We start from the raw sequence: 25,037 nt of genomic DNA, 5'->3' as shown, positions 1-25,037 counted from the left end.
CGCTGGCAGCATTCCATCCCCTGCGCACGGTGAGGGCACTGTGCAACGGTCTGTGGAGTGGAAAATGCAAACTTCTGCCATCCCTGGATCATAGGGGCAGGTGGGGCCGCTGCAATCAATCAATGGCCAGCCCGGTCCCGGTGGCGACCCTGCACCGGTGATCAGATGCCCAACGCCAAGCCGGTGCTGGCGTACTGCGGCAGGTTGGCGGCCGTGCCCACCAGCTCCAGCTGGGCCACGCCGGCCAGCATCGTGGCCTGCGTGTAGGCCCCGCTCGTGATCAGCGCCTCGAAGGTGGCCACGGTGGCGCTGTCGGCGCTGATCCCGGTGACGGCCTTGAACAGCGTGGCGACGAACTGCGCGTTCGATGCACCGCCAGCCAGTCCCGCCATGTAGCCCGAGTCGATGAGGTAGGAGCTCACGTCGGCCACCGAGAAACCGCTGTCGAACAGGGGCAGCAGTGTCTTGGCGATCAGATCGCCATCCCTGAGCCCCGCCGGGCCCTTGAGGGTATAGGCCAGCAGGGCGGCCTTGTTCCCATTGGTGCCGGGGTCGAGGTCCAGCACGAAGTACTTGTCCTTCAACTGGACGCGCTCCATGTCATCGTCCAGCACATTGTTCTGCTCCACAGAGATCTTGGCTTCCGCCCAGTGGGCAGGGTACTTGGTGACCGTGACGTTGGCAGAGGCGGTATCGATGAACAGGGTATCGATGCCGTCTCCGCCTTCGGCAGAGTTGCTGCTGCCCAGGCTGGCCACGATCAGGTCATTGCCGCCATTGCCAAGCGCCTGGTTGTTCCCCTTGCCCGGCAGGATGATGTCTGCCGCAGCCGTTCCCTCCTGCGTGTCGCTGGCATCCGTCCCCTTGATCTGCGGGGCGTTGAGCAGCCACAGCTGCGATGCGGGGACGATCCTGTCGCCGAACTGGTAGAACTCGAAGTTCGAGGTCACGTCGGTGCCGTCGGCACCGCCCGCGTTGTGCGCCACCCGGATGGTGTTGGCGGAACGGTCCACGGTCACGGTATAGGCCGAATAGGCACCCGCATACTGCGCAGTGTCGATGCCCGGGCCACCGTTGAGCCTGTCGTTGCCACCGCCACCGCGCACGAAGTCGTTTCCCGCGCCGGCGGTCACCATGTCATTGCCGTTGCCGCCGTAAATCAGGTCCATGCCGTTGCCACCGGCAAGCGTGTCCGCCGCATCCGTTCCATGGACGGCGCCGGCTGCGGGCGAGGTGGCATCGGGGCGCGGCGCAGGTGCCATCAGCACGGGCGGCAGGGCCGCGACCACCGGTGCTGGCGCGGGCGCGGGTGCGGGTGCGGGCGCCGGGGACGTGTTCCAGCCGGACGAGTCGGTATCTTCGTCCACCGTCAGGCTGGTGCTTCGGTGGCCTTGCGCAACCCCCCTGTCCCAGCCCGGATCGATGTAGAACACGCCGTCGTAAGGGGCCTTCCACCCGCTGATGGAATCGTAGGAGGAGGAACCCGAGTACCAGTCGTCCGTGAGGTCTCCACGGGCAACCGGCTTGCCATTCTGGTCGTACAGCTTGATCCAGGGCTCGAAGAAGGACGTGCTGTGGATGTGGTAGGTGGCACCCGCCTTGGCCGTGAACTGGTAGATGGACGATTGGGTGAAGTCCGGTTCATATAGGCGCACCGTGGACGTGAGCTCGTACCCCAGGAGAACGCCCAGGTTGTGCGTCTCGGGGACGAACACCATGGTATTGGCCGACGCCCTGGAGGGTGCAGACAGATCACTCAGACCATCCAGACCGAAGTAATAAGACGCCATGGGGGAGCTCTCCATCCAATCAGACAAAAAAGAAATTCAGGGAAATCGGGGCCGGCCGCACGCTGGCGGCGGCTCACCTCGCCAGCAGCTTCGCCTTGAGGCCCTGGAACTCCTGCTCGGTGATGGTGCCAGCGGCCCTGAGCCTGGCGAGCTTTTGCAGCTCATCGGCCACCAGGGCCGGGGTTGCCGCAGCCGGCATGGAAGGTTCAGACGCGAGCGCGGGAACTACCCCGGCCGAAGCCCCCGCCTTGCGGTACTTCATCGCTTCCAGCTCGGCCTTGGCCACCAGGTCGTTCACCGCCTGCGCCCCAACCTCGACCAGGGTGGCGTTTGCGCCCAGGCCCGACAGCTGTATCCGCAAGGGCTGCGTGCGGGCGCGCTCCACGGTGCCCGGGGCGAGGTCGATGAACAGCTCTTCCGCGTAAGAGCAGCCGCTGCGGCACGACACCACCCGGGCGCCGATGCGGCCGAGCTTGAGGTTCTCGCCCGCGTCCGTCTGCGCGGCGGAAAACGCCTTCCAGGAGCTGGCGCGGTAGATCTCGTAATAGTGCAGGTAGAACTCGACCTCGCCTGTAGCCTTGCTCACCAGGGCAGACAGCGTCCAGCGCCGCAGGTCCATCGGACTCGCCTCCTGGCTGACCGGGGAGGCCTCGATCTTGGCAAAGCGGTAGAAGTCACCGGTGCCCGGCTGCAGGCTGCCGCGCTTCTTGGCCGCCGCGTCCTTGACGCTGCCGCCCAGCGGCGGCGCAGGCACATCGCTGAACACGCCCCGGTTCATGGCCTCCATGTTCTGAGACTGCTGGGCACAGGCCGCAGCGGCGCACAGCGCCATGGCGGCCACAGCCAGGTTTTTTGCAATGGTCTGCATGGTTCTTTTTCTCCCTCTCGTCATTGTTGCGCGTGATCTTAGACAACGCGACAAACACCATGGCGGATGACATCGGCGGCAAAGGGACAATGCACCGCCTCTTCTGCCGGACCTGCCTCACTCCCCGGTGCCCGCCCCCTTCGCCATCTCCACCGAATAGAACACCCGCCGCAGCTCCGCATCGTCCGACTGCACGCTGGCCTGCACCTGCTCGGCAAAGTGCGCCAGAAAGCGCTGCGCCGCTAGCGAGGGGGTCTCGTTGCTGCGCCGGATGATGCCCACGGTGCGCGGCGCGAACTGCTCGCGCAGCTGCAGCGCCACCATGCTGCCGCGCAGCGAGGCCGTCTCGGCCAGCGGCCAGGGGCAGAAGGTCAGCATGTCGGTCTTCTGCACCAGGGTCAGCATCAGCGAGGCCGACTGCGCCAGGTGGATGTGGTGGCGCGGCACGGCGGCGCCGTGGCAGGTGAACAGCTGGTCCATCAGTTCCTTCTCGCCGCCGGGGCCGAAGTTCAGCACCCAGTCCTGGTCCAGCAGTTCGTGGATGGACGTGGCCCCTGCCCGTGCATGCCCGGCGCGCGCCATCACGGTGGCCTCGTAGGTGAACAGCGGCGTGGACTGCAGGCCCAGCATCTCGTCGGGCGCGGCGATGCGGCCGATCATCAGATCCAGGCTGCCCTCGCGCAGCTTGGGGTAGGCCAGGGCCGAGAAGCCGTCATACAGCTCCAGCTGCACATGCGGCATCTCGGCGCGGAAGGGCGGCAGCACGCGCGCCAGCAATGTCTGCGCCACCCAGGGCGTGATGCCGATGGACAGGCGCTGCGGCGCGCCCGCGCCGCGGTGGCGCGCCAGGTCCTGCTCGGCCTGGTGCATCTGCTCCAGGATGCGCTGGGCATGCTGCACCAAGTCGCGCCCCGCAGGCGTGAGGCCGATGCCGCCGCTGTGCCGGGTGAACAGGGCGAGCTGGCAGTCCGCCTCCAGCTCGCGCATGCCCTGGGTGACGGCGGCCTGCGTCACCCCCAGGGCGCGCGCCGCCGCGCGGATGCTGCCGTGCGCAGCCACCGCGGCGATGTAGCGCATCTGGTGCAGTTTCATGGCGGCCATTATCAGTGCGCGCCGCCCTTGGCCGCCCGCGCGGCCGGCCCCAGCACAAGCCCGTGACCGCAGCAAGACAAGCGCTGCCATGCGGTGCAAGGCAGCCCCTGTCTGCCGCTGTGCAGGCGCGGTTTCTAGACTTTGCCCACCAACTGCACACCAGAAACCGCCATGAACCAGGCCATCGAACGAGACAACGCAACACCACCACAGCACCAGTGCGATGACCACGAACACCGCACCGACCCGGTGCTGCCCGGCATCCGCGCGATCGAGGCGGAGATGGTCGCCCTGCGCCGCCACATCCATGCCCACCCCGAGCTCGCATTCGAGGAATTTGCCACCGGCGACCTGGTGGCCGCGCGCCTGGCCGAATGGGGCTACACCGTGCACCGCGGCATGGGCGGTACCGGCGTGGTGGGTACCTTGCGCCTGGGCAGCAGCCCGCGCGTGCTGGGCCTGCGCGCCGACATGGACGCCCTGCCCATCCACGAGGAGACCGGCCTGCCCTATGCCAGCACCCACGCGGGCAAGATGCACGCCTGCGGGCACGACGGCCACACCGCCATCCTGCTGGCGGCGGCGCGCCACCTGGCAAAGGAGCGCAGCTTCGACGGCACCTTGCACCTGATCTTTCAGCCCGCCGAAGAAGGCCTGGGTGGCGGCCGCAAAATGATCGAGGACGGCCTGTTCGAGCGGTTCCCCTGCGACGCCATCTTCGCCCTGCACAACATGCCCGGCCACCCGGTGGGCACCTTCGGCTTCATGGGCGGGCCGTTCATGGCCTCGTCCGACTCGGTCACCATCACCGTCAAGGGCCGGGGCGGCCACGGCTCGGCCCCGCACCTGGCGGCCGACCCGGTGGTAGCGGCGGCGCACATCGTGCTGGCGCTGCAGACCATCGTCTCGCGCAACGTGGACCCGCGCGAGATGGCCGTCATCTCGGTGGGCGCCATCCACGGCGGGGATGCGCCCAACGTCATCCCTGGCAGCGTGCTCATGCGCCTGACGGTGCGCGCCTACCGCCCCGAGATCCGCGCCCTGCTGCGCGAGCGCATCACCGCCCTGGTGCAGGCCCAGGCCGCTACGCTGGGCGTGCAGGCCGAGGTGGACTACCACTGGCGCTACCCGGCCCTGGTGAACGACATGGCCAGCACCGACTTCGCACGCCAGGTCGCGCTCGACTGGCTGGGCGAAGACGGCATCATGCCCAACCTGCAGCCCCTGACCGGCAGCGAGGACTTCTCCTTCATGCTGGAGCAGTGCCCCGGCAGCTACCTCATCGTGGGCAACGGCGTGGGCGACACGCACGGCAGCGGCGGTTGCATGGTGCACAACCCCGGCTACGACTTCAACGACGCCTGCCTGCCCCTGGCATCGACCTACTGGGTCAAGCTGACCGAGCGCTTCCTGGCACCGGCCTGAGCCCACGCCCTCCCCTTCACACCCCACCCTCACGGCCCCCACCATGCGCATGCCCTTTCCTCGCCTGATCCCCTCATCCGCAACGCGCCGTACCGCGCTGCTGGCCGCCACCATGGCCACGCTCGCGGCCACCGGCACGCCCGCAGCCCTGGCCCAGGGCGCCGCGGCCTGGCCTACCAAGCCGGTCAAGATCGTCATCGGCTACCCACCGGGCGGCTCGGTGGACCAGGCGGCGCGCATCGTCGGCGACGCGCTGGGCCCCAGGCTCGGCGCCACGCTGGTCATGGACAACCAGGGCGGCGCGGCCGGCGCCATCGCCGCGCAGCGCGTGGTCAGCAGCCCGCCGGACGGCTACACCCTGCTGGTGGGCTCCAGCAACGAGATGGCGGCCACCGGCCTGGTGAACCCCGCGCAGAAGTACGACCCGCTCAAGGACCTGGCGCCCATCGGCCTCATCGCCACCGCCCCCGTGCTCCTGGTGGCCGGACCCAAGACGGGCGTGAAGAACCTGGCCGAGTTCATCGACCTGGTCAAGCGCAACCCCGGCAAGTACAGCTACGGCAGCTCGGGGGTGGGCTCCACGTTGCACTTTGCGGGCGAACTCATCAAGCAGCGCGCCGGCATCTTCATGACGCACATCCCCTACCGCGGCACGGCTTCGCTCACCAGCGACCTGGCCGGCGGCACGCTGGACTTCGCCATGCTCTCGCCCACCGCCGCCCTGCCCTTCATCCAGGGCGGCCGCGTCGTGCCCCTGGGCATCACCAGCGCCGCGCGCAGCCCGGCCCTGCCCAATGTGCCCGCGCTGGGCGAGCACCCGCTGCTCAAGGGCTACGATTTGGTCGGCTGGTTCGCCATGGCCGCACCCAAAAACCTGCCACCCGCCCTGGCCCAGCAGCTCAGCCAGGGCCTCAAGGCCACCCTGCAGGACCCGGCCGTGCGCCGCCGCCTGGAAGACGCCGGCATGGTGCTGCCCACCGCCGCCAACGCCGATCTGGCCGCACTGATGCGCAGCGACACGGCGCAGTACGCCAAGCTGGTGGACTTCGCCAAGATGAAGGATTGATGCCCCGGGGGCGTGCGATCATGCGGCAAACCATTTTTCAGACCCTCTGCCCATGACCACGACCACCTCTGCCACCCCTGAACAATGCGCCGCCCTGCGCAACGCCCTGCTGGCGCTGCACCGCCAGCTGATCGAGCTGGAGCGGCGCGACTATGAAAAGCTGCATGGCCGCCAGTCGGCCGGCGAGTTCCTGCAGGTCATGGCGTATGCCGAATCCATGCGCTGGATGGAGCCGCTGAGCCGCCTGATCGTGATGCTCGACGAGGCCATGGAGCCTGGCAATGCCGATATCGCCGAGGCACCGCCCGTCGTGGCGCGCCGCGTGCGCGAGATGCTCAAGCTCGAGCACTCGGCCGAGGCGGATTTCTCAGGGCACTACCAGCGGCACTTCCACACCTCGCCCGAACTGGCGATGGCGCATGCGGCGGTGATCAGGGCGCTGGGCTAGAACGTCTTCTCTGGCGAGCTAGTTCAGCACGCCCCGCGCTGCATCGCAGAATTCATCGAACCACGCGAACGCCGCCTTGCAGCGCACCTCGTCGGTGGTGCCCGCCGCCGAATACAAGGCCGTGGACAGGTCAAACAGCACCCCGGCGAGCGCCTTGGGCACCGTGGGGGCATCGGCGTACACCTGCGCCAGCGCATGCAGCCGGTCGATGATGTCCTGCATGCGGGCCTCGTCCTGCACTGCGCCCAGCCGGCGCACCTCGTCGTGGGCGGCATCGCACAGGGCCAGCACCGCGTCGATCCGCGGATCGGCCGCAGGCGCCCCTCCAGCCTCAATCATCGGGTTGGACGAGGTTGATCAGGTTGCCGCAGGTATCCTCCAGCAGCACCATGGTGATCGGCCCCGCGCGCATGGGCTCGCCGCGAAACTGCACGCCGTTGGCCTTGAGCCGCGCGTAGTCGCCCGCCAGGTCCTTGGTGATGAAGGCGGTGGCCGGGATGCCGGCCTCGAACAGTGCACGCTGGTACACAGCAGAGGGCGGAAATGCCATGGGCTCCAGCACCAGCTCCACGCCCTCGGCACCCTCGGGCGAGTTGACGGTAAGCCAGCGGAACGTGCCCATGGCGATGTCCTTGTCCTTCACGAAGCCGAGCTGCTCGGTGTAGAACTTCAGGGCCTTTTCCTGGTCGTCCACCAGGACGCTGGCGAGTTTGATCTGCATGGCGGTCAGCTCCTCAAAGCGGTTTGCGCGCTACGGCATTGAGCAGCGTTTCCTCGCGCACCTTGGGCACGCCAAAGCCCAGCCATTCCAGCGCGCCCAGGTCCTTGCGGCTCCACCACAGGTAGGGCGTGCTGACATGCTCGGGCTTCACCTCGAAGCCGGCCTCGCCCAGCATGGCCAGGAACTCGGGCGCACTGCGCTGCACGTGCATGGGGTGGCGAAACAGCAGCCGGATGACCCAGCTGTGGATGTAGGCGCGGGTGCTTTCGGCCAGCAGCAGGTGGCCGCCCGGCTTGAGCACACGAAAGATCTCGGCCAGCGCGGCCTGCTGGTCCACGATGTGGTGCAGGGTCTGGTGGCACAGCACCAGGTCCACCGACCCGTCGGGCAACGGAATGTTCTCGGCATGCGCATTGTGCAGCGCGACGGCGGGGCTGACCGCCTGGCGCATCGCTGCGCTGCGCTCGGCAAAGTCCGGCTCGGGATCCAGGGCATGGAGCTGGCTGGGGCGAAAACGTTCCGCCAGCTCCGGCAGCGAGTGGCCCTGGCCGGTGCCGATGTCCAGCACGGTGCCGCCCTTGGGCAGGTCGGGTGCCAGGGCCTGCAGGTCGTTGAGGGCGCGCTGCAGCACATGCACGCGCCAGGTCTCGGTGGACAGGAACCACAGGCCGAAGCGGGTCTCGGGGACGAAGGCGGGTGACGACGGTGTTGTTGCGGCCGGAGGGGACGAAAGAGAGGGCATGGACGGGTGTTGGCGGAGGACCACCGGTTCGATGTTCTGGTTGGCGGGCCGGATGACCGATGTCGCATCGGGCGGCTTGCTCTTCAGCAGATGATAGGCCAAGAGCAGGCCCTCCCCCAATCCCCCGGCCCGTGGAACGGTAACAGGCACCCGCTGCTCGGCAAACAAGCTGCGCTGCACCACAATCATTTGAATTCAAATGATTGTGATAAAATCAATCTTCATGAAAGAAGACCTTCCCGATCCGCGCCACCGCATCGGCATCCGCCTGGTGGGCCTGGCACGGCGCTGGCGCCAGGCGCTGGATGCGCGCCTGTCTGCCAGCGGCCTGAGCGACGCCACCTGGGCGCCGCTGATGCACCTGCACGAACTGGGCAGCGACAGCGATGTGTCGCAAAGCGCGCTGGCCGCGGCCGTGGGGCTCGATGGCTCCAGCCTGGTGCGGCTGCTCGACATCCTGGTGGAGCGCGGACTCATCGAACGCCGCCCCCACCCCGAGGACCGCCGCGTGAAGCTGGTGCACCTGACGCCCGCCGGCCGGCGCACCGTGGCCACCCTGCGCAAGCAGCTGCAGGCCATTGAGTCGGAGCTGCTGGCCGACATTGGCGAGCAGGATGCGCAGACCCTGCTGCGCGCCTTCGAGCGCATCGAGGCGCGCATCGCATCGCAGGCCTGACCATGCAGACCACCGCCTCCTCCTCTGTGCACAGCTCCCACCTGGCCAGCCTGCCGCGCCTGCTGGCCCCCGCGCGCCTGCGCGAGGCCTGCGCCATCTCCCCCCTGCCCTCGCTGCGCAACGCCGCCGTGGTGGGGCTGCAGACCGGCCTGGCGGTGCTGATCGCTGCCGGGGCCACGCACCTGTCGCCCTGGGCACACCTGGTGGGCTATGCGGCGCTGGGCGCTCTGGCGGCACTGCTGGGGCGCTTTGCGCCGGCGGGGCAGCGCATGCCCGCCGTGCTGCGCTCGGGCGCGCTGCTCATCGGGGCAGTGGCGCTGATGTCGCTGCTGGGCCTGGCAGGCGCACAACCCGCCGCCCTGCTGCTCTGCCTGGGCCTGCTGGCCGGCACGGTGTCGTGGCTGGCCGGGCGCTGGTGCCTGGGCCCGCCGGGCGCCGTGATCTTCGTCTTCGCGGGTTGTGCCGCCATGGCACCGGTGGATGGCTGGCAGAGCGCCATTGCCCGCGTGCTCTTCACCCTGGCCGGGGTGGCATCGGCCTTTGCCGTCTGCCGCGCCAGCGACCGGCTGCGCGCCGCACCGGCCACGCCGCCGCCCACGCCCGCCGTGCAGGCCGGCCCGTGGCTGCAATTTGCCCGCATTGCCCTGTGCACCGCCAGCGCCGGCCTGCTGGCCCTGGCCGCCGGCTGGCAGCACCCGGCCTGGGCCGCCATCGGCGCCATGGCCGTGCTGCAAGGCAGCCACCTGCACACCGCCATGCACCGCGCCCTGCAACGCAGCCTGGGCACCGTGGCCGGCGCGGCCCTGGCCTGGCTGGTGCTGGCCCAGCACCCTACGTTTTGGCCCCTGCTGGCCGCCGTGATCGTGCTGCAGTTGGCCACCGAGGTGGTGATCGGTGCCAACTACGCGCTGGGCCAGGTCTTCGTGACCCCCATGGCGCTGCTCATGACCTCGCTGGCCACGCCTGCGGCAAGCAGCGGGATGCCGCTGGCGCGCTTGCTCGACACCGTGCTCGGCGCCTTGGTGGGCATGGCGTTTGCGGTGGTGTTCTCGACGCTGGAGGACCGGGTGCAGCTGGCGCAGCACCACGAGACGACGGCGCGGGCCGCGCCCCCGCGGGCACCAAGCGGATCGAACTCTTGAGACCAATGTCACGAAGCCTGGCGCTGCTGTGCGGCTGGCCGCACCCAGGCATCCCTCGCTCTGCTACACCCTGGTGTTCAACCCCATGGAGTGCAGCATGCAAGCAGATGACTGGCCGAAGTTCCGCCCCGCACTGCTTTTGGCAGCCCTGCTGGCGCTGGGTTGCGCGCAGGCTCCCCTTGCAGCACCCGCGCCGGCACCACGGATGCCAGCCCTGCTCCGCGCGCTGAACACGGACCTGCAACGCCACATCGACTCCAGCCTGGCGTTTCTGCTGCAAGGGAAAAATGAGGAGGCATTGATGTCCGCGGCAAAAGCTGCGGTGGCAGCCCAACTCAAGCACCCCGGGTCGGCCAGGTTCCAGGAGGTGCATGTCGTGACCACGACCCGAGGGAAATTCGTCTGCGGCCAGGTCCACGCACCCGGGTTGAACACAGGGGCTATCCGGTTCACGCAGTTTGTTGCAGGGGCGGACAGTGCAACCATCGACAGGTCGGAGCAGTCCCCCGCGCATTCGTTCACGGCAACGATGGCCTGCCTGTAGTTGTCAGCACCGCGGCGGCGCGCATCAAGGCCTGGTCTTGCCTGCCGCGACAAACCGCACGACCGCATCTACCACCCCCGGCGCCAGCGGCTGGCCCGGGTTAGCATAGGTCGCCATATTCGCCGCAGGGTCGTCCGTCACCACGGCCTTGAGCACATGGTTGGTATCGGGCAGCAGCACCAGTTGGGCGGCGGGGTTGGCCTGGGCCAGCAGGCGTGCGTCCTGCACGCCCACCTGCAGATCGCGCTCGCCCTGCAGCACCAGCACGGGTACCTTGGTGGCGGCGATGAGCTTGGCCGGGTCCTGCGCGAAGGCGCTGATCAAAAAGCCCTGCACCGCCTCGTTGAACAGCGGGTGCAAGGCGGGGTGCAGGCTGGCAGTGTCCACGCGGGCCCCGCCTTCGAGCCTGGTGATGGCGGCCAGGGCCTGCTCCAGGATGGGCGCGTTGGCCGGGTTGGCACGCAGCTGGTCGCGGAGCACCTGGCCCAGCGGCCGGCCGGGCGCGGCCACCAGCACCAGGCCGCAGATGCCCGGCACCTCACCGCCCCCTTGCGCAACGGCCAGCGCAACCAGGCCGCCCTCGCTGTGGCCCAGCACCCACACGCAGGGCACACCGGTGCTGCGGCGGATGGCGCCCACCCAGCTGTGCACGTCGGTTACATAGTCGGGAATGGTGACGGCATTGGCATCGGCCACGGCCTTGGCACTGCCGAACATGCCGCGCTTGTCGATGCGCACCGAGGCGATGCCCCGGGCCGCCAGGTCCTGCGCCAGCAGCTTGTAGGTGGCGGCATTCACGCCCAGCGGGTTGTTGCCATCGCGATCCGTGGGGCCCGAGCCGGGCACGATCAGCACCACGGGCGCACCGGCCCTGGCAGGCGCCAGCAGTGTGCCCTTGAGCGGCGCCAACGGGCCACGGGCCTCGATGGGCTTCGCGCGCGGATCGGCGGCAGGCTGTGCCACGGCAGCCAGCGATGCGGCCACCGCCACCAGGCCCAGTAGGAGTGCTTTCATGCGGCCAAGTATTGCCGATGTGCCCCCCTCCAGCCGTTACAAGTGGTGGCTGCGTGGGTACACCCGCCTACAAGCGCCAGGGCGCGCCCTGCGTAAACTGCCCCACCATCCAGGCCTTGAACGCCGCCATCGCCGCGGTGCTGAACCGCCCCGAGGGCCGCACCAGGTAGATGCCGGCATGCGCATTGAGCCCCCAGGGCGCCAACACCGGCACCAGGTGGCCGGCGGCAATGTCGGGGCTGACCAGCCAGTCGCCCGCGGCCATGATGCCCAGGCCCAGGCGCGCTGCGGCCAGCAGGGCCTCGTTGTCGTTGCTGACGAGGCTGCCCTTGATCTGCACGGCCTCGGTCACGCCGTCGCGCGTCAGGCGCCATTCGGGGTAGGAGCGCAGCCCCGTGAAGCCCAGGCAGTTGTGCGTCGCCAGGTCGGTCGGTACCTGGGGTGTGCCATGGCGCTGCAGGTAGCCGGGCGCCGCGCACAGGATGCGCCGGTGCTCGCACAGCCGCGTGGCCACCAGGCGGCTGTCTTCGAGCTCACCGATGCGGATGGCCGCGTCGAAATGCTCGGCCACGATGTCGACGAAGCGCTCGGCGTATTCCACCTCCACCTGCACCTCGGGGTGGGCCAGGGCAAATCCGGCCACCATGGGGCTGAGCCAGCGCCGGCCCATGGCGGCGGGCATGGACAGGCGCAGCCGCCCGCGCACCTCGTGTGCGCCCTGCGCGGCCTCCTTCTGCGCCTCGGCGATCAGCAGCGCGGCGTGGCGCACCTTCTCCACCAGGCGCAGGCCGTCGTCGGTAAAGCGCAGCTGCCGCGTGGTGCGCTCCACCAGGCGCACGCCCAGCCGGGCCTCCAGCGCGGCCAGGCGCTTGGAGAGCACCGAGGGGTGCTTGTTCAGCGCCCGCCCCGCGGCCGCGAACGAGCCCTCGGCATGCAGCGCCAGCAGTGTGGCTAGTTCATCGGCGTGTTGGCTGTCGAGCAGGTCCATGGGGCAATCACAAAGCAGTCACGGGGACTGTACGCCATGCCATGCACCGGGCTGCGCCCTGCCCTGCTACAGCGCACGCAGCACCGCCAGGTCGGCGTGCCGCGAGTCGATGCCCGGCCGGTCCACGGCCAGGCGCCGGTCGCGCAGCGCCTCCAGCGCCGCCAGCAGCGCCTGCAGCGGGGGGCCGCTGGCGGTGATCTGCGCCAGGTGCTTTTCCTCCATACGGGTCGAGGGGACCTCGATGAACCGGTGCACGAACAACTCGTGGTGCTGGGCCGCCGTCTCTCCGTGCGCCGCGCACACGTCCAGGAACGCCTGCACGTTGGCGCGCAGGCCCGCATGCCCGTGCGCGGCCGGCGCGGCCTCCAAAAAGGCGTCGAGCAGGCTCTGCTGCCAGCAGGCAGCTTGCAGTGCCTGCTGGTCCTCGCGCGGCAAAAACGGCATCTTCTCCATCACGATGCCGGCATAGCCTGGGTCGGACACACGGCACAGCCCCAGGCACAGGTCGATCTCGTTGATCGCGGCAAAGTCGCCGGCGTTGGCGCCCCGGTAGGCATGGCGCCCCACGCGGTAGGTCTTGAAATAGGGGCGGATGTTGTAGAAGAAGCGGTCCACGTCCAGCCGCCGGTGCAGCTCGGCGTTGTAGCGGCCGACGTCCTTGAGAGCGGCTTGCGCATCGCGCAGCAGGGCCAGCGAGGCGGGGTGGGCCACGCCCAGCGGCGCTATGCGGCGCAGCACGTCGGCAGCGCGGATGTAGGCCAGGATGGGCAGGCAGTTGTACTCGATGAACAGCAGCTCGTCCGGCAGGCGCGTGAAGCTCTTGTGCTCGCCGCCGATGGCCAGGTTGCGCAGGTTGACGTGGGCGGTGGCAAAGCGCGGCGCAACGCCCAGGCCGGCCGCCAGGCGCTGCGCCAGCGCGCTCGCCACCGGAAAGGGCGAGCGCTCCTCCCGGTCCGGGTTGGTCAGTTCATGGCGGCGCAGCGCTGCCATGTACAGGCCGATGTTGCCCAGCAGGTCGTAGCTGCGCGCCTCGTCCTCGTACAGCCGGGGTTCGGCATGGATGCGGGCGATGTGCCCGGCCCCCTCGTCCCGCAGCGCCGCCTTGGTGCCATCGCCCGTGCCCTCCACGTCGGCCCGGTCCGCCTTGGCAAAATACAGTTCCTCCAGCTCGGTGTTGAAGTCCTTGAAGCGGCTGCGGATCCAGCCGTCGAATGCAGTGGCGCTCGCGATGTCCATGGTGTTCTACCCTTGGCCTTGCAGGAAGCCGCGCATGCGGTCCATCGCGGTCTGGATGCGCGCATACGGCTCGCCACCGAAGCAGATGCGCACGAAGCCCTCGCCCGCCGGGCCGTAGAACGCCCCGGACTCCACGCTCACCTTGGTCTGCGCAAGCAGCCGGTCGGCGAACGCCTGGCTGCCCAGGCCCGTGCCGCGGATGTCGGCAAAGGCGTAGATCGTGCCTTGCGGGCGCGGGCAGCGGATGCCGGCCAGCCCGTCCAGCGTGTCGCAGACCAGATCGCGGCGGCGCCGGTCTTCCTCGACCATCTGCTCGGCCGCGCACTGGTCGCCGGTCAGCGCCGCCACGCCGCCCGCCTGGATGAAGGTGTTGACGTGGGACACGTCGTTCATCGTGACCTTGAGGATCGCCGGGATGAACCGGGGGTCGGCCACCAGGTAGCCCAGCCGCCAGCCGTCCATGGCATAGGCCTTGGTGAAAGCGAACAGGCTGATCGTGCGCTCGGCCATGCCGGGCAGCGACGCGATGCTGGTGTGCTGCGCACCGTCGTACACGATGCGCTCGTACACCTCGTCCGACAGCACCAGCAGGTCGTGGCGGATGGCCACGTCCGCCAGCGCCTGCAGCTCCTGGCGGGTATGGACCCGGCCCGTGGGGTTGTTGGGATTGACGATGCAGACCATTCGCGTGCGCGGCGTGACCGCGGCCTCGATGCGCGCCGCATCGATGGCGAAACCCGCCGCGGCATCCAGCGGCACGGCGACAACCACCCCGCCTGCCAGCTCGATCTTGTTGATGATCTGGGGGTAGTACGGCGCGAGCAGGATGACCTCGTCGCCCGGGTCGATGGCCGCCATCACCGTGGCATACGATGCGTGCGTGAGCCCGTTGGTCACGATGACCTGTGCCGGGCTGGCCTCGATGCCGTTGTGCCGGGCCAGGCGGGTGCAGATGGCTTCACGCAGGTCCAGCTCGCCCGGGAACTCGCCATAGTGCACCCGGCCGGCCTGCAGGGCGTCGATGGCCGCCTGCTTGATGTGCGCGGGCGTGTCGCAGTCGGGGCGGCCCACCTCCAGGTGGATCACGTCGGGGTCGTGCGGGAAGAGCGCAGCGGCCCGCTGGTACATGCCAAAGGACTTCGGCGAGCTGCTGGAGATGCGCGTGGCGGGCCATTTCATGGTGGCGGGTCTTTCCTCTGGTGGGGAGGAATTGATTCTCACGACGCAGGCAGGAAAAGACTTTGCGCAAAACACGCCTGGGCCGGTGCAAAGCGCAAAACCTTTGCAATCGGCGGGCGCTCCAATACCATCTGCTCTCGCTGATCGAAAGAAGAAAGAACCATGGGCCGTCCCGAAGCGCTGACCGAGGTCGAAGTCGTGATCCTTGAACAACTGCAGCGCGACGCGCGGCTGTCCAGCGCCGACCTGGCCGAGCAGCTGCACCTGAGCAACACGCCCGTGTGGCGGCGCATCAAGAAGATGCAGGAGTCCGGCCTCATCGACGGCTACCACGCGCACCTGAACGCGCAAAAGCTCGGCTTCGGCATCGAGAGCTTTCTGTCCATCAGCGTGCACACCCACGACGAGCGCAACATCCAGGAGTTCACGGCCGCCGTGGCGGCCGTGGACGAGATCGTGTCGTGCCACATGGTGTCGGGCAACGGCGACTTCCTCTTGCGGGTGGTGGCAACGGACATGAACGCCTACGCGGACTTCATCAGCCGTGTGGCCGGCAAGCTGCCAGGCGTGCGCGAGATCCAGTCGTCCTTCGTGCTCAAGACGCTCAAGTCCTACGCGGGCCTGCCCATCCGCAAGGCCGCACTCGACTGAGCCCGGCCAGGGGCTTCAAACGGAACCCGGAACCAGGACGATCGCCCCCTGCGAGCGCCCCTCTTCCAGATCCGCATGCGCCGCCGCCGCCTCGGCCAGCGGATAGCGGCGCCACACCTGCGCGCGGATGATGCCGGCCGCGAGCGCATCGAGCACGTCGCGTGCCCGCTCCTGGTACTCGGCCGCCGTGGCGGTGTGAGCTGCGAGCGAAGGCCGGGTGACGAACAGCGAGCCCTTGGCATTGAGCGTGCCCATCTCGATGGGCGCGGGCGCACCCGACAGCGCGCCAAACGACACCAGCAGCCCGCGCGGGCGCAGGCTGTCGAGCGAGGCCTCCAGCGAGACGCGGCCGATGGGGTCGTACACCACGTCGGCCCCCAGGCCCTCTGTGGCCTGTTTCACCTGCCCGGCCAGCGTGGCCGGGTCGAACACGAAGACCGCGTGGCAGCCCGCGGCCCGCGCACGCTCCAGGCTCTCGGCCTTGGACACCACGCCGATCACGAAGGCGCCCAGGTGCCGTGCCCACGCCGCCATGATCTGCCCCAGCCCGCCCGCCGCGCCGTAGACCACGATGCGCGTGCCCGGCCCGACCGCGTACGTCGTCTTGAGCAGGTACTGCGCCGTGATGCCCTTGAACAGCACGGCCGCCGCTTCGTCGAAGGCCAGCGCATCGGGCAGCTTCACCAGCCTGTCGGCCGGGAACAGCCGTGCGCTGGCATACGCCCCCAGCGGCCCCGTGGCATAGGCCACGCGGTCGCCCACGGCCACGTTGCCGACATCGGCGCCAATGGCCGCCACCGTGCCCGCCCCTTCGAGCCCCAGGCCCGAGGGCAAGGCGATGCGCACGGCGCCCTTGCGCTGGCTCACGTCGAGCGGGTTCACGCCGATGGCGGCCTGGGTGAGCCAGACCTGGCCCGGGCCGGGGGCCTGGGTTTCGGTGGCTTGTTGTTCAAGGCGCATCACCTCGGGGGCGCCGGTGGCGTAGAGGACGATTTGTTGTTGCTGCTGCTGTGCCATGCGCGCTTCCTACTCTGTTCAGTGTTCGGTTGGAGACCTGGCAAGCGTAGGCATGCGTGCCTGCGCCAGCAACCGGGCTGGCTGCAGTTCAGCCGTGCATGGGGTGCAGCAATGCGATGCGGGGCACCCCCAAGCCCTCCGTCCGCAAGACGCAAGGGCCGGTATCGGCTCAGTCGTACCAGTAGTGGAATGGCCTCGCATCCCTCTTGGGCCACAGGTTGGTGAAGTCCTCGCCCGTGGCTTCGCGGAACGCCACCCGCACCTTCTTCTCCACCTTGTTCGTGCCCAGGTACTTCCTGAACGTCAGAAAAGCGGCATTGGGAAAGCCGGTGTAGATGAAGAAGTTGACCGTGCCCGAGCCCACGTCGTGCCCATCGACCGAACAGGTCCTGGGCATGCAGGCGATCAGGCGATCTTCGAAGGCATGCACCTCGTCCAGCGAGGTGAAGTAGCTGTCGGGAAACTGGATCACCAGTTGGTAGCGAATGGGCTCGGTCGCCATGGGGCAGTGCCTGGATATGGGAGATTGCGGATGGATATGTGCAGTCAGGCATTGTGCCGCGCACGCCGGCACCCGCCATTCGTGACCAGGTGTTTTTTGTGTGTGCACACGGCACCGAAACTGATAGAACCGCAGCATGCCCCGCACCACCCTCGCCACCCCGTTCCTCTGGCTCCTGGCCCTCGCCACCGGCTTGCTGCTGCTGGCCGCAGCCCCCGCCCGGGCCACCACGCTCAGCACCGGGTACGACACCTCATGCTCCGTCTCCAACGACTGGGGGGCCCAGTGCTGGGGCGCCGTGCCGCTGGCCAGGACCAGCACCGCGGGCATTGCCGACCTGCGCGCGGGCAAGGGCTTCAACTGCGCGCTGCGCAAGGACGAGACGGCCAGTTGCTGGGGCAACATGGGCAGCCTGTCGTTCGGCCCCGCCACCGCCGACACCCCGGGCCAGGCCATTGCAGGGGTGCGCGAGGCCACCCAGCTGGTCGTGGGCGCCACCCACGCCTGCGCGCTCAGCGGGGCCGTGGTGTACTGCTGGGGCGACGGTAGCCGGGGCCAGCGCGGCGCGCCGGTGAGCGCCACGCCCTCGGCGCAGGCCACCTACGCGCAAGGGCTGCACGACGTGGCCCGCGTGGCCGCCGGCAACGGCAGCACCTGCGGGGTCAAGCGCGACGGTACCGTATGGTGCTACGGCAGCGGCACCCCGCCGCTCACCACGCTGGGCGGCATGGCCCCTGCGCCCGGCACGGGCATTCAGGTGCCTGGTATCAGTGATGCGGTGGACGTCGCACTCTTCGACGGCCATGCCTGCGTGCTGCGCAAGACTGGCGCGATCGCGTGTTGGGGCAGCAATGCCAAAGGGGAGCTGGGTACGGCGGCCAGCGCCACGCCGGTGACCACACCGGTGGAAGTGCCAGGCCTGGGCAGCCCGGCCAAGGCCGTTGCCGTGGGACCCGGCTACACCTGCGCAGTGCTCACCAACGGCACGGTGAAATGCTGGGGCGGCAACCCGGACATGCAGTTGGGCATCGGCTACCAGCGGGACTCCGCCACGCCCGCCACAGGGCAGGTGCTGGGCATCATCGACGCCACGGCCATCGGCACGGGCGCAACGCACGCCTGCGCAGTGCTCGACGGCGGCTACGTCAACTGCTGGGGCGCCGGCCTTGGCCGTGGCGATGGCCTGTGTACCACCGTGGGGGCCTACTACCCAGGCGTGCAGTACAGCTATCCGACCTCCAATCTCGCGGCCTGTTTCAACGGCGCGTCCGCCACACCCTACGCCGTGCAGGACCTTGGCCCGCTGGCCGATGCGAACCTGGTAATGGACTGGGCAGAGGCCAGCCTGCCACGGGCCTTTCCGCCCCAGTTCAATCTCCCCTCGCCGTCCGGCCGCATCGGCAACTACCTGGTCCGCGCCTATCCCGGCAACACCTACCTTGCCGTCAACGGGCACGGCACGCCACACCTGATGTACCTGGGCCCCGACAGCGGCGGCCAATTGGCCGACCTGGGCCGCCTGGCCCCCTGGGTGCGCCAGGCCCGCGCCAGCCAGCCCACCACACCGCCCATCAGCACCACGCTGCAGCTCAAGCAGGTCCTCGTCAATGTGGACTTCTTCCCCGGACCGCCGCGGACCAGTTGCAACAACCTGTCCGTCTGGTTCTGGCTCGGGGCCACCGCTGGCAATGCCCTGCCGGCCGGATTCAAGCCGACCGCGATCCGCCTGCTCAAGGGCGACACCTACCTGGACGTGCCCAACGTGGGCGAAGACAGCAGGTCGCCACCGCCCCCCGGTACCTACACGGGCCGGGCCTGGAGCTGCCCGGCCACCTTGATCCGTGGCGACGACGAAGTGGAGGTGGTGCTGTACTTCACCATCGATGGCGAGGCGGGACAGGTGCGGACACGGGCCAAGGTGATGGAGTCGTCCTGACACCACAACCGACCGCACGGCTAGCGCCCATTGGAAGCCCATGCGCTGCGTGCACAGCCAGACCGCTGCAACGCCCCATGCGGGCTGGAGCCTTTGCGAATGCTTCACCGCCCGTGGATGCTGCTCACCACCAGCCCCCATCGGGAAAGCTTTCCGTACACCGTGACCAAGCTGCCCACGGGCGGCATGTCACCCTTGAAACGGCCATCCACGCAGGCGTCGGGGGAGGTGACGCCCTGGAACTCGAATGCCGCACGCAGATGGCAGCCGCGGTAGTAGTCGGGCACCCTGAAAGAGACGACGCGCACCTGCACGCGGGTGGGTGTACCCAAGGCCCAGCCCCCTATCGCAGACCAGCCCCAGGGCGCTAAAAGCACCATCGCAGTGGTCAGGGCCACACAGCCGGGAAACACTCCCAGCCAACGCCCGGCCCATGCCATCCCGTCGGGCTGGATGGCCTGCGCCCCGCGTATCGTCCAGAACCAGAAGGCGGCGAACGCCGGCAGCAGAACGGCAGCCAATGCCCACGCCATTGAAGAATGGTAGTCAGCCGCGCCAAACCAGATGAACCGAAGCCCGAGCGGGGACAGCGCGCCTACCGTACCCAGCACGGCCCAGCCGGCAAATGCCATCGCCGCCCATCGGACGGGCCTTGGCAGCACCACGGGTGCGAATGCCTTGCGGGATGCCGATGGCGCCGGTGGAGCGCCATTCTTTCGGAACGCCTTGCGCGACGTCATCTCGCGCACCTGCACCTCGCCAATCGCCAGCAAGCGCGCCTCGATGCGGGCGGTTTCCTCGGCATCCGCATTGCTGCCAGGAGGGGCGTGCGGCAATTCCCCCGGCCCGGCGGCCTCGGTGTCTGAGGGCTGCAACGTCATCGGCCGTGGATCCTCTCCACATAAAGCCCCAGTCGGGAAAGGTGCCCTGACACCGCAACCCTTTCGCCAGGATCCGGCAATACTCCCTGCGCACGGCCTTCCAGGCAGATGCTCGACCTCATGCCCTTGAATTCCACCTCGGCAGACTGGTCGCACGCTTTGGAATTGCGTGAGAAATGGCCTATGGAAACAAGCCGCACCTCGGCGCGCGAGGGGGTGCCGACAATCCACCCCAGCGCTACCGACCATCCCCACGGGGTAGTGGCCACCAGGGCCGCCGAAAACACCACCAGCGTCGGGTACATGAACAACCAGCGCACCAACCAGGTAGGGTACTGGGACCGCAGGGAATGCGTGGTCCGTTCATTCTTGTAGAACACCACGGCAAGCACGGGGAGCAAGGCCACGAAAAGCCCCAGCCCCACCGGTTCATAGGCATCGCGGCCCAGCCAGATAAAGCCCTGCCCGAGGGTCATGCCCAGCACGATCCCCGCCATGGCAAGCACAAGTAACAGGAGGGGAACCATCCAGCGCGCTACGGAACGAACTTGCGCCCAGTGTACATAGGCCTGTGCGCGCGCCCCCACCGGCAGGGGTGGATCGTCCGCTTCTTCGCTGAACGCCTTCTGCGCCTGCATGGCACGATCCTGGGCTTCAATGATTGCTTGCAGCCGCGCCTCGATGCGCGCGGTGGCTTCTGAATCCAGGCTTCCCCTGCGCTCGAGCGCCCTGCCTTCGCGCAGCACGGCTGCAACCTCGGGCCCTAACTGGTCGATGGCATCGCCCGTGCTGGTGCCGGGCTGTGGGCCGAGGGAGGTATCGCGGGCAACATGCGGCATGGAAGACGAGTTGACGAGTGGCTCACTTCGCATGCACCGTCCCCACATGCAACCCCCAGCGCGAAACCCGCCCGGCCACCACCACGGTATCGCCCGCGCGCGGCATCACCCCTGTCACGGAGGTGTTCACGCACACGCGGTCTGTGCTGCCACGAAACTCCAGGCGGGCGTACTGGGTGCAGCTGCTGGAAGTGCGCGGTGCCTCCACCGACACCACACGCACCTCCACGCGCGCGGGTTTGCCCACCAACTCGCCCAGGTAGGCAGCCCAGCCCCAGGGGGCGGCCCCCACCGCTGCGGCGCCCAGCAGCGCCGCGAAGGGGTACGCCACCATCTGGCGCACGAACCAGGTGGGCATCTGCTGCACCCACCAGGGTGCCAGCACCTCCGTGCGGCACAGTGCCCAGTACCACAGCGGGGCCGCGGCAAGCACCAGCCAGGGGGTTGCCGCGCGCAGCGTGGCGTGGCCGGTGACCAGGAAGTGCTCGCCCCGCGCCACCTCGAACAAGGCACCGCCAAAGACGAAGACGAGCAGTGCCACGAAGCCCGCGGCCAGCTTGTAGGGCACAAACAGGCGCGCGGCAGGCTGCTGCTCGCGCCGCTGCTGGGCCTGCCGCATCCGTGCGCGGCGCTCCTGGTCCTTTTGTTTTTGCACCTGGCCCTGCACGCGCGACTGGGCGCGCTGCTGGGCGGCGGCCAGCTCTTCGCGGCTGCGGCGGCGCTGTGGTGGTGCATCGGTTGCGCGGGCGGTGCTGCCGGGTGTGGCAGTGCTCGTTGCGTAGGCGGCTGGCAGCGCAGGGGCCAGACCTTCGGGGTGGCGATGGTCTCTCATGGTGTAATTTCTTATGGCTCGAAAACTCCCTCGCAGCCATCGTAAGCGCAGCCCTTGAATCGGCAAATTTCGCGTTTGCCATGCAGCTTGTGGGTGCTTTGGGCCGCCCCCAAGGCAAGGGAGCAAGCGCATGCAGCCCATGTGCCCCGGCACCGCACCACGGCACCAAAGAGCCTACAGCATTCCTGGTTGTCACGTACCATGGCACGCCCTGCCGCAACTGTTTTGACCGAAAAGGAGCTGGACCACCATGTGCGATTCGAATGACCATGACGATCTCCACAAGTACACCCGCCGCGACTTTGCCGCGTGGGCGGCGTCGGCCGGCGTGCTGACCGCCCTGCCTGCGGTGGCCAACGCTGCAGCGGTGGCAGAGCGTGAGGTGACCATCACCACGCCGGACGGAAGCTGCGACGCCTACTTCGTCGCGCCCACGTCGGGCTCGGCCCCCGGTGTGCTCATATGGCCCGATGTGTTCGGCCTGCGCCCGGCCTTTCGGCAGATGGGCAAGCGCCTGGCCGAGTCGGGCTACAGCGTGCTCGTCGTCAACCCTTTCTACCGACAGAAGAAGGCGCCAACCGCCCCCCAGGGCGGCCAGACGCCGATTGCCGAAGTGCTGCCGCTGATGCAGGCCCTGACGCCCGCCATGCACCTGAGCGACGGTAAGACCTTCGTGACCTGGCTCGACGCCCAGGCCGAAGTGGACAAGGCCCGCAAGCTCGGTACCACCGGCTACTGCATGGGCGGGCCGATTGCGGTGCGCTCGGCCCTGGTGTCCTCGGGCCGCGTCGGTGCCGTGGCCAGCTTCCATGGCGCCGCCATGGTGACGCCGGCGCCTGACAGCCCCCACCGCCTGGTGGCGCAGACCAAGGCGCAATACCTCATTGCGATTGCCGAAAACGACGACACCAAGGACCCCGAGGCCAAGGCCAGCCTGCGCACCGCGTTCGACAGCGCCAGGCTGCAGGCCGAGGTGGAGGTTTATCCCGCCGCCCACGGCTGGTGCCCGCCCGACACGCGGGTCTACGATGCTGCCCAGTCCGATCGCGCCTGGGCACGCCTGCTGGCCACATTCGGCAAGGCACTGGCCTGATACCGGCCTGAACGAACGCATCCCGGGCGCCGCGGAGTCCGGGCATGCATGTTCCGGTTGCCCAGGGTCGGCCCCTGGGGGCGAGAGGTGGTACCCGGCGAGACCGGTTTGTCGGGCCTTGCAGCCGATGCTCCTTCTGCCGCGCACGCTGCTGGCGCTCTTAGAACCTGTTCAAGATCTTTTTGAACAGGTTTTTTTTACACCCGCCCGCGAAACGCCCGGACCAGCATCCACACGCTCACCGCCATGCCCACGATGGGGATGGCCGCAACCACCGCCACCGCAGCGCGTGCGGCGGGCGCCCAGTCGAAGTCGCGCCCGGTGCGCCAGGCACCAAAGGCCGCGATCAGTCCCATCACGGCCATGCCCCGGCGAAAGCTCGCGCCTTCCTTGAAGAACAGGATCAACAGCACCACGTTGGCCGCGCCGATGACCAGGGCCAGATGGCCCAGGTGCAGCGAGAAGGTGGTGTTCCGGTACCTGGGGTCGTCGGCAGGGTCGTCCTCCGCCTCGCGGTCGTCGATGCGGCCGCGCGAGCGAGCAGGGGCCGGGCCCTGCGGGGCCGCGGTCGCCGGCGCAGCGGGTGCGCCGCCAGTGCGGCCCCAGTCCGATGCCGACAGCGCCGCGGCGGCGCCACCGGCAACGGCGGTACCCGCGCTGCCTCCCATGCCCGCCACGGCCGGCGATGCACCGGCCCCCAGCCCCTTCTCGCGCAGCACGGCGCGCAGGCGGCCCGGTTCGCGCAGGGCCGCCACCAGGGCACGCACGGGGCCCTGCTCGTGGGGCGCGATCTTGAGGTCATCCACGCGCCTGGTGGTGCCGCGTGTATTGGCCAGCATGAAGAGTGCCTTGGCGACCTGCGCATCCCTGGGGCCACCGGTGCCGTCCTCGATGAAAACGCCCAGGTTGTAGGTGGCGTCGGCATGGCCGGCCTCCGCCGCCTGGGCATACCAGTCGCGGGCCTGCGCCAGGTTCACCAACCCGCCGTCGCGGCCGTACTGATCGGACGTGCCCAGATGGAAGGCGGCATGGGGGTTGCCCTCACGGGCGAACCAGCCCACCAGGTCGCGCGTGACCGAGCCGGTCCACACCACGGGAGCCATGGCGGGCGCCGACGGTGCCATGGGCGCAAGGCTCAGTCCGCCGGGGGATTCGGCCTCTTCCCTCGCTTGCCGCAGCTTCTGTTCCTGCTGCCACTGGTCCTTGGCTGCGGCGTTCCATTTGGCGGCCAGGGCCATGTCCACAGGGCCGCCCCAGCCGCGTTCGTGCATCAATGCAAACAGGCGCTTGGCGGGTTCGTGGTCCCAGTCCACCGCGCGCTGGCACCAGTAGCGGGCGTTCTCGTAGTTGGGCTCCTCCCAACCGATCACCACCTCCAGCGCATACTGGAAGGCTGCCACCTCATGGCCCTGCAGGGCGATGGCCTCCAGAGCGTCTGCGGCTTCAATACGCTTTCTGGTGTAGAGCATCATCTGCTCGTTGTGCGTGAAGGCGTCGTCCAGCGCCTTGCGCTCGCCGTCCACGATCGTGAGCAGCATGTCGCCCGATGCGGACTTCAGCCGCGCCATCAGGGTCTGTATGCGCCCTTTCGCCTCGATGGGAAAGCGCTCGTAAAAGGCCTGCGCGTCCTGCCGGGTCGGTGCATCGTGCGCGCCCATCACCTGCAGCGCGGCTGCCAAGTCGAAGTGGCGGCGCTGGCCCATGGTGCCAAAGCGCAGCGCGCGGCCCATGGCGTACAGCGCGTGCGGGTTGCCACGCGCAGCCCAGCGCCGGTACTCGGTCCAGGCACTGGCCTCGTCGCCCCGCTCGCGTGCCTGCACGGCAAAGCGCACCTGCAGGTCCGGCTCCTCGGGCACGTCGCCATTGCCCAGGTAGTGCACGCCGCTTTGCGGGTCGTACAGGCTCAGCCCGCGCAGGGTGGCCTGCTCCCACGCCAGGTTGAAGGCTGCGTCCCAATGCTCCGTACGGGTATTGATGCCAAAGCCGAGCGTGGCATCTTCGGTGACACCGTCCTCACTGCCGTCCAGCCACACGTCCATCGCTTCGGGGTAGCGCTCCTGCAGCACCCGTCCCCACTCCAGGAACTTGGGGTTCTGCCCTGGCGGCGCGCTGTCGCTGACGCGCTCGAACTGCGCATCGGCCTCCTTCTTGGTGGTCGGCCACGGCCAGTCAACTGGCTTTTCCCACAGTTGCAGCGTGTAACTCATGCTCGCTACCCTCCCAGGCTTGGCATCGTCGTTGTTGAGGCGGATTCTAGGGCGCCTGCGGCGCATTTCGTTACATGGCGCCTGTGACCGCAGCCACAGGCGCCGCGGGCCTGCATTCCTAGAATGGGCCAAAAGCATTCCGAGAGGT

The 25,037-nt window shown here is 68.7% G+C and carries 25 protein-coding genes; 9 read left to right on the top strand and 16 right to left on the bottom strand.

The genetic code is table 11. From position 1 onward, the window contains the following. Positions 1 to 161 precede the first annotated feature (161 nt). The 3 genes from PMI14_RS13910 to PMI14_RS13900 form a co-directional block, all read right to left on the bottom strand. The gene (locus PMI14_RS13910) at positions 162 to 1,790 is read right to left on the bottom strand and encodes a calcium-binding protein (protein ID WP_007855366.1); all 1,629 of its coding nucleotides are present in this window, start codon (positions 1,788 to 1,790) and stop codon (positions 162 to 164) included. Between the two features lie 73 nt (positions 1,791 to 1,863). Next, a complete protein-coding gene (locus tag PMI14_RS13905; protein ID WP_007855365.1) occupies positions 1,864 to 2,658 on the bottom strand; it encodes an SHOCT domain-containing protein in 795 nt (264 codons plus the stop codon). Between the two features lie 117 nt (positions 2,659 to 2,775). After that, on the bottom strand, positions 2,776 to 3,750 hold the full coding sequence (locus PMI14_RS13900; RefSeq protein WP_035203789.1) for a LysR family transcriptional regulator: 975 nt from the start codon (positions 3,748 to 3,750) through the stop codon (positions 2,776 to 2,778). A gap of 282 nt (positions 3,751 to 4,032) precedes the next feature. Here PMI14_RS13900 and PMI14_RS13895 point away from each other — a divergent pair, with 282 nt between their 5' ends. The 3 genes from PMI14_RS13895 to PMI14_RS13885 are packed head-to-tail and all read left to right on the top strand — an operon-like array spanning position 4,033 to position 6,689. Then, positions 4,033 to 5,175, top strand: coding sequence for a M20 aminoacylase family protein (locus PMI14_RS13895; RefSeq protein ID WP_238541839.1), 1,143 nt, complete (start codon positions 4,033 to 4,035; stop codon positions 5,173 to 5,175). 43 nt (positions 5,176 to 5,218) lie between these two features. Next, positions 5,219 to 6,241: a tripartite tricarboxylate transporter substrate binding protein gene (locus PMI14_RS13890; protein ID WP_007855362.1), complete on the top strand. Its 1,023-nt coding sequence runs from the start codon at positions 5,219 to 5,221 to the stop codon at positions 6,239 to 6,241. 52 nt (positions 6,242 to 6,293) lie between these two features. Further along, positions 6,294 to 6,689: a hypothetical protein gene (locus PMI14_RS13885; RefSeq protein WP_007855360.1), complete on the top strand. Its 396-nt coding sequence runs from the start codon at positions 6,294 to 6,296 to the stop codon at positions 6,687 to 6,689. An 18-nt stretch (positions 6,690 to 6,707) separates the two neighbouring features. On the opposite strand, the gene PMI14_RS13880 is transcribed toward PMI14_RS13885, so the two are convergent. From PMI14_RS13880 to PMI14_RS13870, 3 genes are read right to left on the bottom strand one after another with little or no spacing between them, the layout of a single operon-like run. After that, entirely contained in the window at positions 6,708 to 7,028 is a 321-nt protein-coding gene (locus PMI14_RS13880; RefSeq protein ID WP_007855357.1) for a hypothetical protein, read from the bottom strand. Then, positions 7,021 to 7,410: a VOC family protein gene (locus tag PMI14_RS13875; RefSeq protein WP_007855355.1), complete on the bottom strand. Its 390-nt coding sequence runs from the start codon at positions 7,408 to 7,410 to the stop codon at positions 7,021 to 7,023. Before PMI14_RS13875 ends, PMI14_RS13880 begins: the two co-directional genes overlap by 8 nt. Before the next feature lie 13 nt (positions 7,411 to 7,423). Next, on the bottom strand, positions 7,424 to 8,152 hold the full coding sequence (locus PMI14_RS13870) for a class I SAM-dependent methyltransferase (protein WP_035203787.1): 729 nt from the start codon (positions 8,150 to 8,152) through the stop codon (positions 7,424 to 7,426). A gap of 223 nt (positions 8,153 to 8,375) precedes the next feature. Between PMI14_RS13870 and PMI14_RS13865 the strand changes: the two genes are divergently transcribed. The 3 genes from PMI14_RS13865 (at position 8,376) to PMI14_RS13855 (ending at position 10,514) form a co-directional block, all read left to right on the top strand. Then, complete coding sequence (locus PMI14_RS13865) at positions 8,376 to 8,828, top strand: MarR family winged helix-turn-helix transcriptional regulator (protein ID WP_035203769.1); 453 nt, start codon at positions 8,376 to 8,378, stop codon at positions 8,826 to 8,828. Between the two features lie 2 nt (positions 8,829 to 8,830). After that, a complete protein-coding gene (locus PMI14_RS13860) occupies positions 8,831 to 9,970 on the top strand; it encodes an FUSC family protein (RefSeq protein WP_007855348.1) in 1,140 nt (379 codons plus the stop codon). A gap of 97 nt (positions 9,971 to 10,067) precedes the next feature. Then, positions 10,068 to 10,514 (top strand): hypothetical protein, encoded by a 447-nt coding sequence (locus tag PMI14_RS13855; protein ID WP_146187958.1) that lies wholly within the window; start codon positions 10,068 to 10,070, stop codon positions 10,512 to 10,514. 24 nt (positions 10,515 to 10,538) lie between these two features. Here the strand turns inward: PMI14_RS13855 and PMI14_RS13850 are convergent, their stop codons facing one another. The 4 genes from PMI14_RS13850 to PMI14_RS13835 form a co-directional block, all read right to left on the bottom strand. Then, complete coding sequence (locus PMI14_RS13850; RefSeq protein WP_007855341.1) at positions 10,539 to 11,528, bottom strand: alpha/beta hydrolase; 990 nt, start codon at positions 11,526 to 11,528, stop codon at positions 10,539 to 10,541. A 67-nt stretch (positions 11,529 to 11,595) separates the two neighbouring features. Beyond that, positions 11,596 to 12,516 carry a LysR family transcriptional regulator gene (locus PMI14_RS13845; protein ID WP_007855339.1) on the bottom strand — a complete coding sequence of 307 codons (921 nt, stop codon included), beginning with the start codon at positions 12,514 to 12,516 and terminating at the stop codon, positions 11,596 to 11,598. A gap of 66 nt (positions 12,517 to 12,582) precedes the next feature. Continuing rightward, positions 12,583 to 13,752, bottom strand: a complete 1,170-nt coding sequence (locus PMI14_RS13840; RefSeq protein ID WP_007855337.1) for a monodechloroaminopyrrolnitrin synthase PrnB family protein — start codon at positions 13,750 to 13,752, stop codon at positions 12,583 to 12,585. A gap of 6 nt (positions 13,753 to 13,758) precedes the next feature. Continuing rightward, a complete protein-coding gene (locus tag PMI14_RS13835) occupies positions 13,759 to 14,931 on the bottom strand; it encodes a pyridoxal phosphate-dependent aminotransferase (protein ID WP_007855335.1) in 1,173 nt (390 codons plus the stop codon). A gap of 162 nt (positions 14,932 to 15,093) precedes the next feature. Between PMI14_RS13835 and PMI14_RS13830 the strand changes: the two genes are divergently transcribed. Further along, positions 15,094 to 15,582, top strand: a complete 489-nt coding sequence (locus tag PMI14_RS13830) for an Lrp/AsnC family transcriptional regulator (RefSeq protein WP_007855333.1) — start codon at positions 15,094 to 15,096, stop codon at positions 15,580 to 15,582. A 15-nt stretch (positions 15,583 to 15,597) separates the two neighbouring features. Here PMI14_RS13830 and PMI14_RS13825 read toward each other — a convergent pair whose 3' ends face one another. Both PMI14_RS13825 and PMI14_RS13820 read right to left on the bottom strand, forming a co-directional pair. After that, on the bottom strand, positions 15,598 to 16,599 hold the full coding sequence (locus PMI14_RS13825; RefSeq protein ID WP_007855332.1) for a quinone oxidoreductase: 1,002 nt from the start codon (positions 16,597 to 16,599) through the stop codon (positions 15,598 to 15,600). A 169-nt stretch (positions 16,600 to 16,768) separates the two neighbouring features. Further along, complete coding sequence (locus PMI14_RS13820) at positions 16,769 to 17,101, bottom strand: hypothetical protein (protein ID WP_007855330.1); 333 nt, start codon at positions 17,099 to 17,101, stop codon at positions 16,769 to 16,771. A 136-nt stretch (positions 17,102 to 17,237) separates the two neighbouring features. On the opposite strand from PMI14_RS13820, the gene PMI14_RS13815 reads away from it, so the two are divergent. Next, on the top strand, positions 17,238 to 19,037 hold the full coding sequence (locus PMI14_RS13815; RefSeq protein WP_007855328.1) for a Regulator of chromosome condensation (RCC1) repeat containing protein: 1,800 nt from the start codon (positions 17,238 to 17,240) through the stop codon (positions 19,035 to 19,037). Positions 19,038 to 19,141: 104 nt separating this feature from the next. On the opposite strand, the gene PMI14_RS13810 is transcribed toward PMI14_RS13815, so the two are convergent. The 3 genes from PMI14_RS13810 to PMI14_RS13800 are packed head-to-tail and all read right to left on the bottom strand — an operon-like array spanning position 19,142 to position 21,589. Further along, the gene (locus PMI14_RS13810; protein WP_007855326.1) at positions 19,142 to 19,918 is read right to left on the bottom strand and encodes a hypothetical protein; all 777 of its coding nucleotides are present in this window, start codon (positions 19,916 to 19,918) and stop codon (positions 19,142 to 19,144) included. Then, complete coding sequence (locus PMI14_RS13805) at positions 19,915 to 20,757, bottom strand: hypothetical protein (protein ID WP_007855324.1); 843 nt, start codon at positions 20,755 to 20,757, stop codon at positions 19,915 to 19,917. Before PMI14_RS13805 ends, PMI14_RS13810 begins: the two co-directional genes overlap by 4 nt. Positions 20,758 to 20,779: 22 nt before the next feature. Continuing rightward, positions 20,780 to 21,589 carry a hypothetical protein gene (locus tag PMI14_RS13800; protein WP_007855322.1) on the bottom strand — a complete coding sequence of 270 codons (810 nt, stop codon included), beginning with the start codon at positions 21,587 to 21,589 and terminating at the stop codon, positions 20,780 to 20,782. Positions 21,590 to 21,839: 250 nt separating this feature from the next. Here PMI14_RS13800 and PMI14_RS13795 point away from each other — a divergent pair, with 250 nt between their 5' ends. Continuing rightward, positions 21,840 to 22,682, top strand: coding sequence for a dienelactone hydrolase family protein (locus PMI14_RS13795; protein WP_007855321.1), 843 nt, complete (start codon positions 21,840 to 21,842; stop codon positions 22,680 to 22,682). Positions 22,683 to 22,879: 197 nt separating this feature from the next. On the opposite strand, the gene PMI14_RS13790 is transcribed toward PMI14_RS13795, so the two are convergent. Beyond that, positions 22,880 to 24,889 carry a tetratricopeptide repeat protein gene (locus PMI14_RS13790; RefSeq protein WP_007855320.1) on the bottom strand — a complete coding sequence of 670 codons (2,010 nt, stop codon included), beginning with the start codon at positions 24,887 to 24,889 and terminating at the stop codon, positions 22,880 to 22,882. Positions 24,890 to 25,037 lie beyond the last annotated feature (148 nt).

Origin of the sequence: Acidovorax sp. CF316, from assembly GCF_000276605.1 — a bacterium.
Classification (GTDB): domain Bacteria; phylum Pseudomonadota; class Gammaproteobacteria; order Burkholderiales; family Burkholderiaceae_C; genus Acidovorax.
The sequence above is the reverse complement of the archived record's forward strand: the minus strand, read 5'-3'. Positions and strand labels throughout refer to the sequence as shown.

Excerpts from the sequence above, each read along its gene's own strand:
- PMI14_RS13820 (WP_007855330.1), bottom strand. The coding sequence starts at position 17,101 with ATGGCGACCGAGCCCATTCGCTACCAACTGGTGATCCAGTTTCCCGAC.
- PMI14_RS13845 (WP_007855339.1), bottom strand. The coding sequence starts at position 12,516 with ATGGACCTGCTCGACAGCCAACACGCCGATGAACTAGCCACACTGCTG.
- PMI14_RS13875 (WP_007855355.1), bottom strand. The coding sequence starts at position 7,410 with ATGCAGATCAAACTCGCCAGCGTCCTGGTGGACGACCAGGAAAAGGCC.
- PMI14_RS13790 (WP_007855320.1), bottom strand. The coding sequence starts at position 24,889 with ATGAGTTACACGCTGCAACTGTGGGAAAAGCCAGTTGACTGGCCGTGG.
- PMI14_RS13830 (WP_007855333.1), top strand. The coding sequence starts at position 15,094 with ATGGGCCGTCCCGAAGCGCTGACCGAGGTCGAAGTCGTGATCCTTGAA.
- PMI14_RS13835 (WP_007855335.1), bottom strand. The coding sequence starts at position 14,931 with ATGAAATGGCCCGCCACGCGCATCTCCAGCAGCTCGCCGAAGTCCTTT.
- PMI14_RS13825 (WP_007855332.1), bottom strand. The coding sequence starts at position 16,599 with ATGGCACAGCAGCAGCAACAACAAATCGTCCTCTACGCCACCGGCGCC.
- PMI14_RS13900 (WP_035203789.1), bottom strand. The coding sequence starts at position 3,750 with ATGAAACTGCACCAGATGCGCTACATCGCCGCGGTGGCTGCGCACGGC.
- PMI14_RS13855 (WP_146187958.1), top strand. The coding sequence starts at position 10,068 with ATGCAAGCAGATGACTGGCCGAAGTTCCGCCCCGCACTGCTTTTGGCA.
- PMI14_RS13850 (WP_007855341.1), bottom strand. The coding sequence starts at position 11,528 with ATGAAAGCACTCCTACTGGGCCTGGTGGCGGTGGCCGCATCGCTGGCT.
- PMI14_RS13805 (WP_007855324.1), bottom strand. The coding sequence starts at position 20,757 with ATGCCGCATGTTGCCCGCGATACCTCCCTCGGCCCACAGCCCGGCACC.
- PMI14_RS13880 (WP_007855357.1), bottom strand. The coding sequence starts at position 7,028 with ATGATTGAGGCTGGAGGGGCGCCTGCGGCCGATCCGCGGATCGACGCG.
- PMI14_RS13810 (WP_007855326.1), bottom strand. The coding sequence starts at position 19,918 with ATGACGTTGCAGCCCTCAGACACCGAGGCCGCCGGGCCGGGGGAATTG.
- PMI14_RS13865 (WP_035203769.1), top strand. The coding sequence starts at position 8,376 with ATGAAAGAAGACCTTCCCGATCCGCGCCACCGCATCGGCATCCGCCTG.
- PMI14_RS13860 (WP_007855348.1), top strand. The coding sequence starts at position 8,831 with ATGCAGACCACCGCCTCCTCCTCTGTGCACAGCTCCCACCTGGCCAGC.
- PMI14_RS13895 (WP_238541839.1), top strand. The coding sequence starts at position 4,033 with ATGGTCGCCCTGCGCCGCCACATCCATGCCCACCCCGAGCTCGCATTC.
- PMI14_RS13840 (WP_007855337.1), bottom strand. The coding sequence starts at position 13,752 with ATGGACATCGCGAGCGCCACTGCATTCGACGGCTGGATCCGCAGCCGC.
- PMI14_RS13890 (WP_007855362.1), top strand. The coding sequence starts at position 5,219 with ATGCGCATGCCCTTTCCTCGCCTGATCCCCTCATCCGCAACGCGCCGT.
- PMI14_RS13905 (WP_007855365.1), bottom strand. The coding sequence starts at position 2,658 with ATGCAGACCATTGCAAAAAACCTGGCTGTGGCCGCCATGGCGCTGTGC.
- PMI14_RS13870 (WP_035203787.1), bottom strand. The coding sequence starts at position 8,152 with ATGCCCTCTCTTTCGTCCCCTCCGGCCGCAACAACACCGTCGTCACCC.
- PMI14_RS13885 (WP_007855360.1), top strand. The coding sequence starts at position 6,294 with ATGACCACGACCACCTCTGCCACCCCTGAACAATGCGCCGCCCTGCGC.
- PMI14_RS13815 (WP_007855328.1), top strand. The coding sequence starts at position 17,238 with ATGCCCCGCACCACCCTCGCCACCCCGTTCCTCTGGCTCCTGGCCCTC.
- PMI14_RS13910 (WP_007855366.1), bottom strand. The coding sequence starts at position 1,790 with ATGGCGTCTTATTACTTCGGTCTGGATGGTCTGAGTGATCTGTCTGCA.
- PMI14_RS13795 (WP_007855321.1), top strand. The coding sequence starts at position 21,840 with ATGTGCGATTCGAATGACCATGACGATCTCCACAAGTACACCCGCCGC.
- PMI14_RS13800 (WP_007855322.1), bottom strand. The coding sequence starts at position 21,589 with ATGAGAGACCATCGCCACCCCGAAGGTCTGGCCCCTGCGCTGCCAGCC.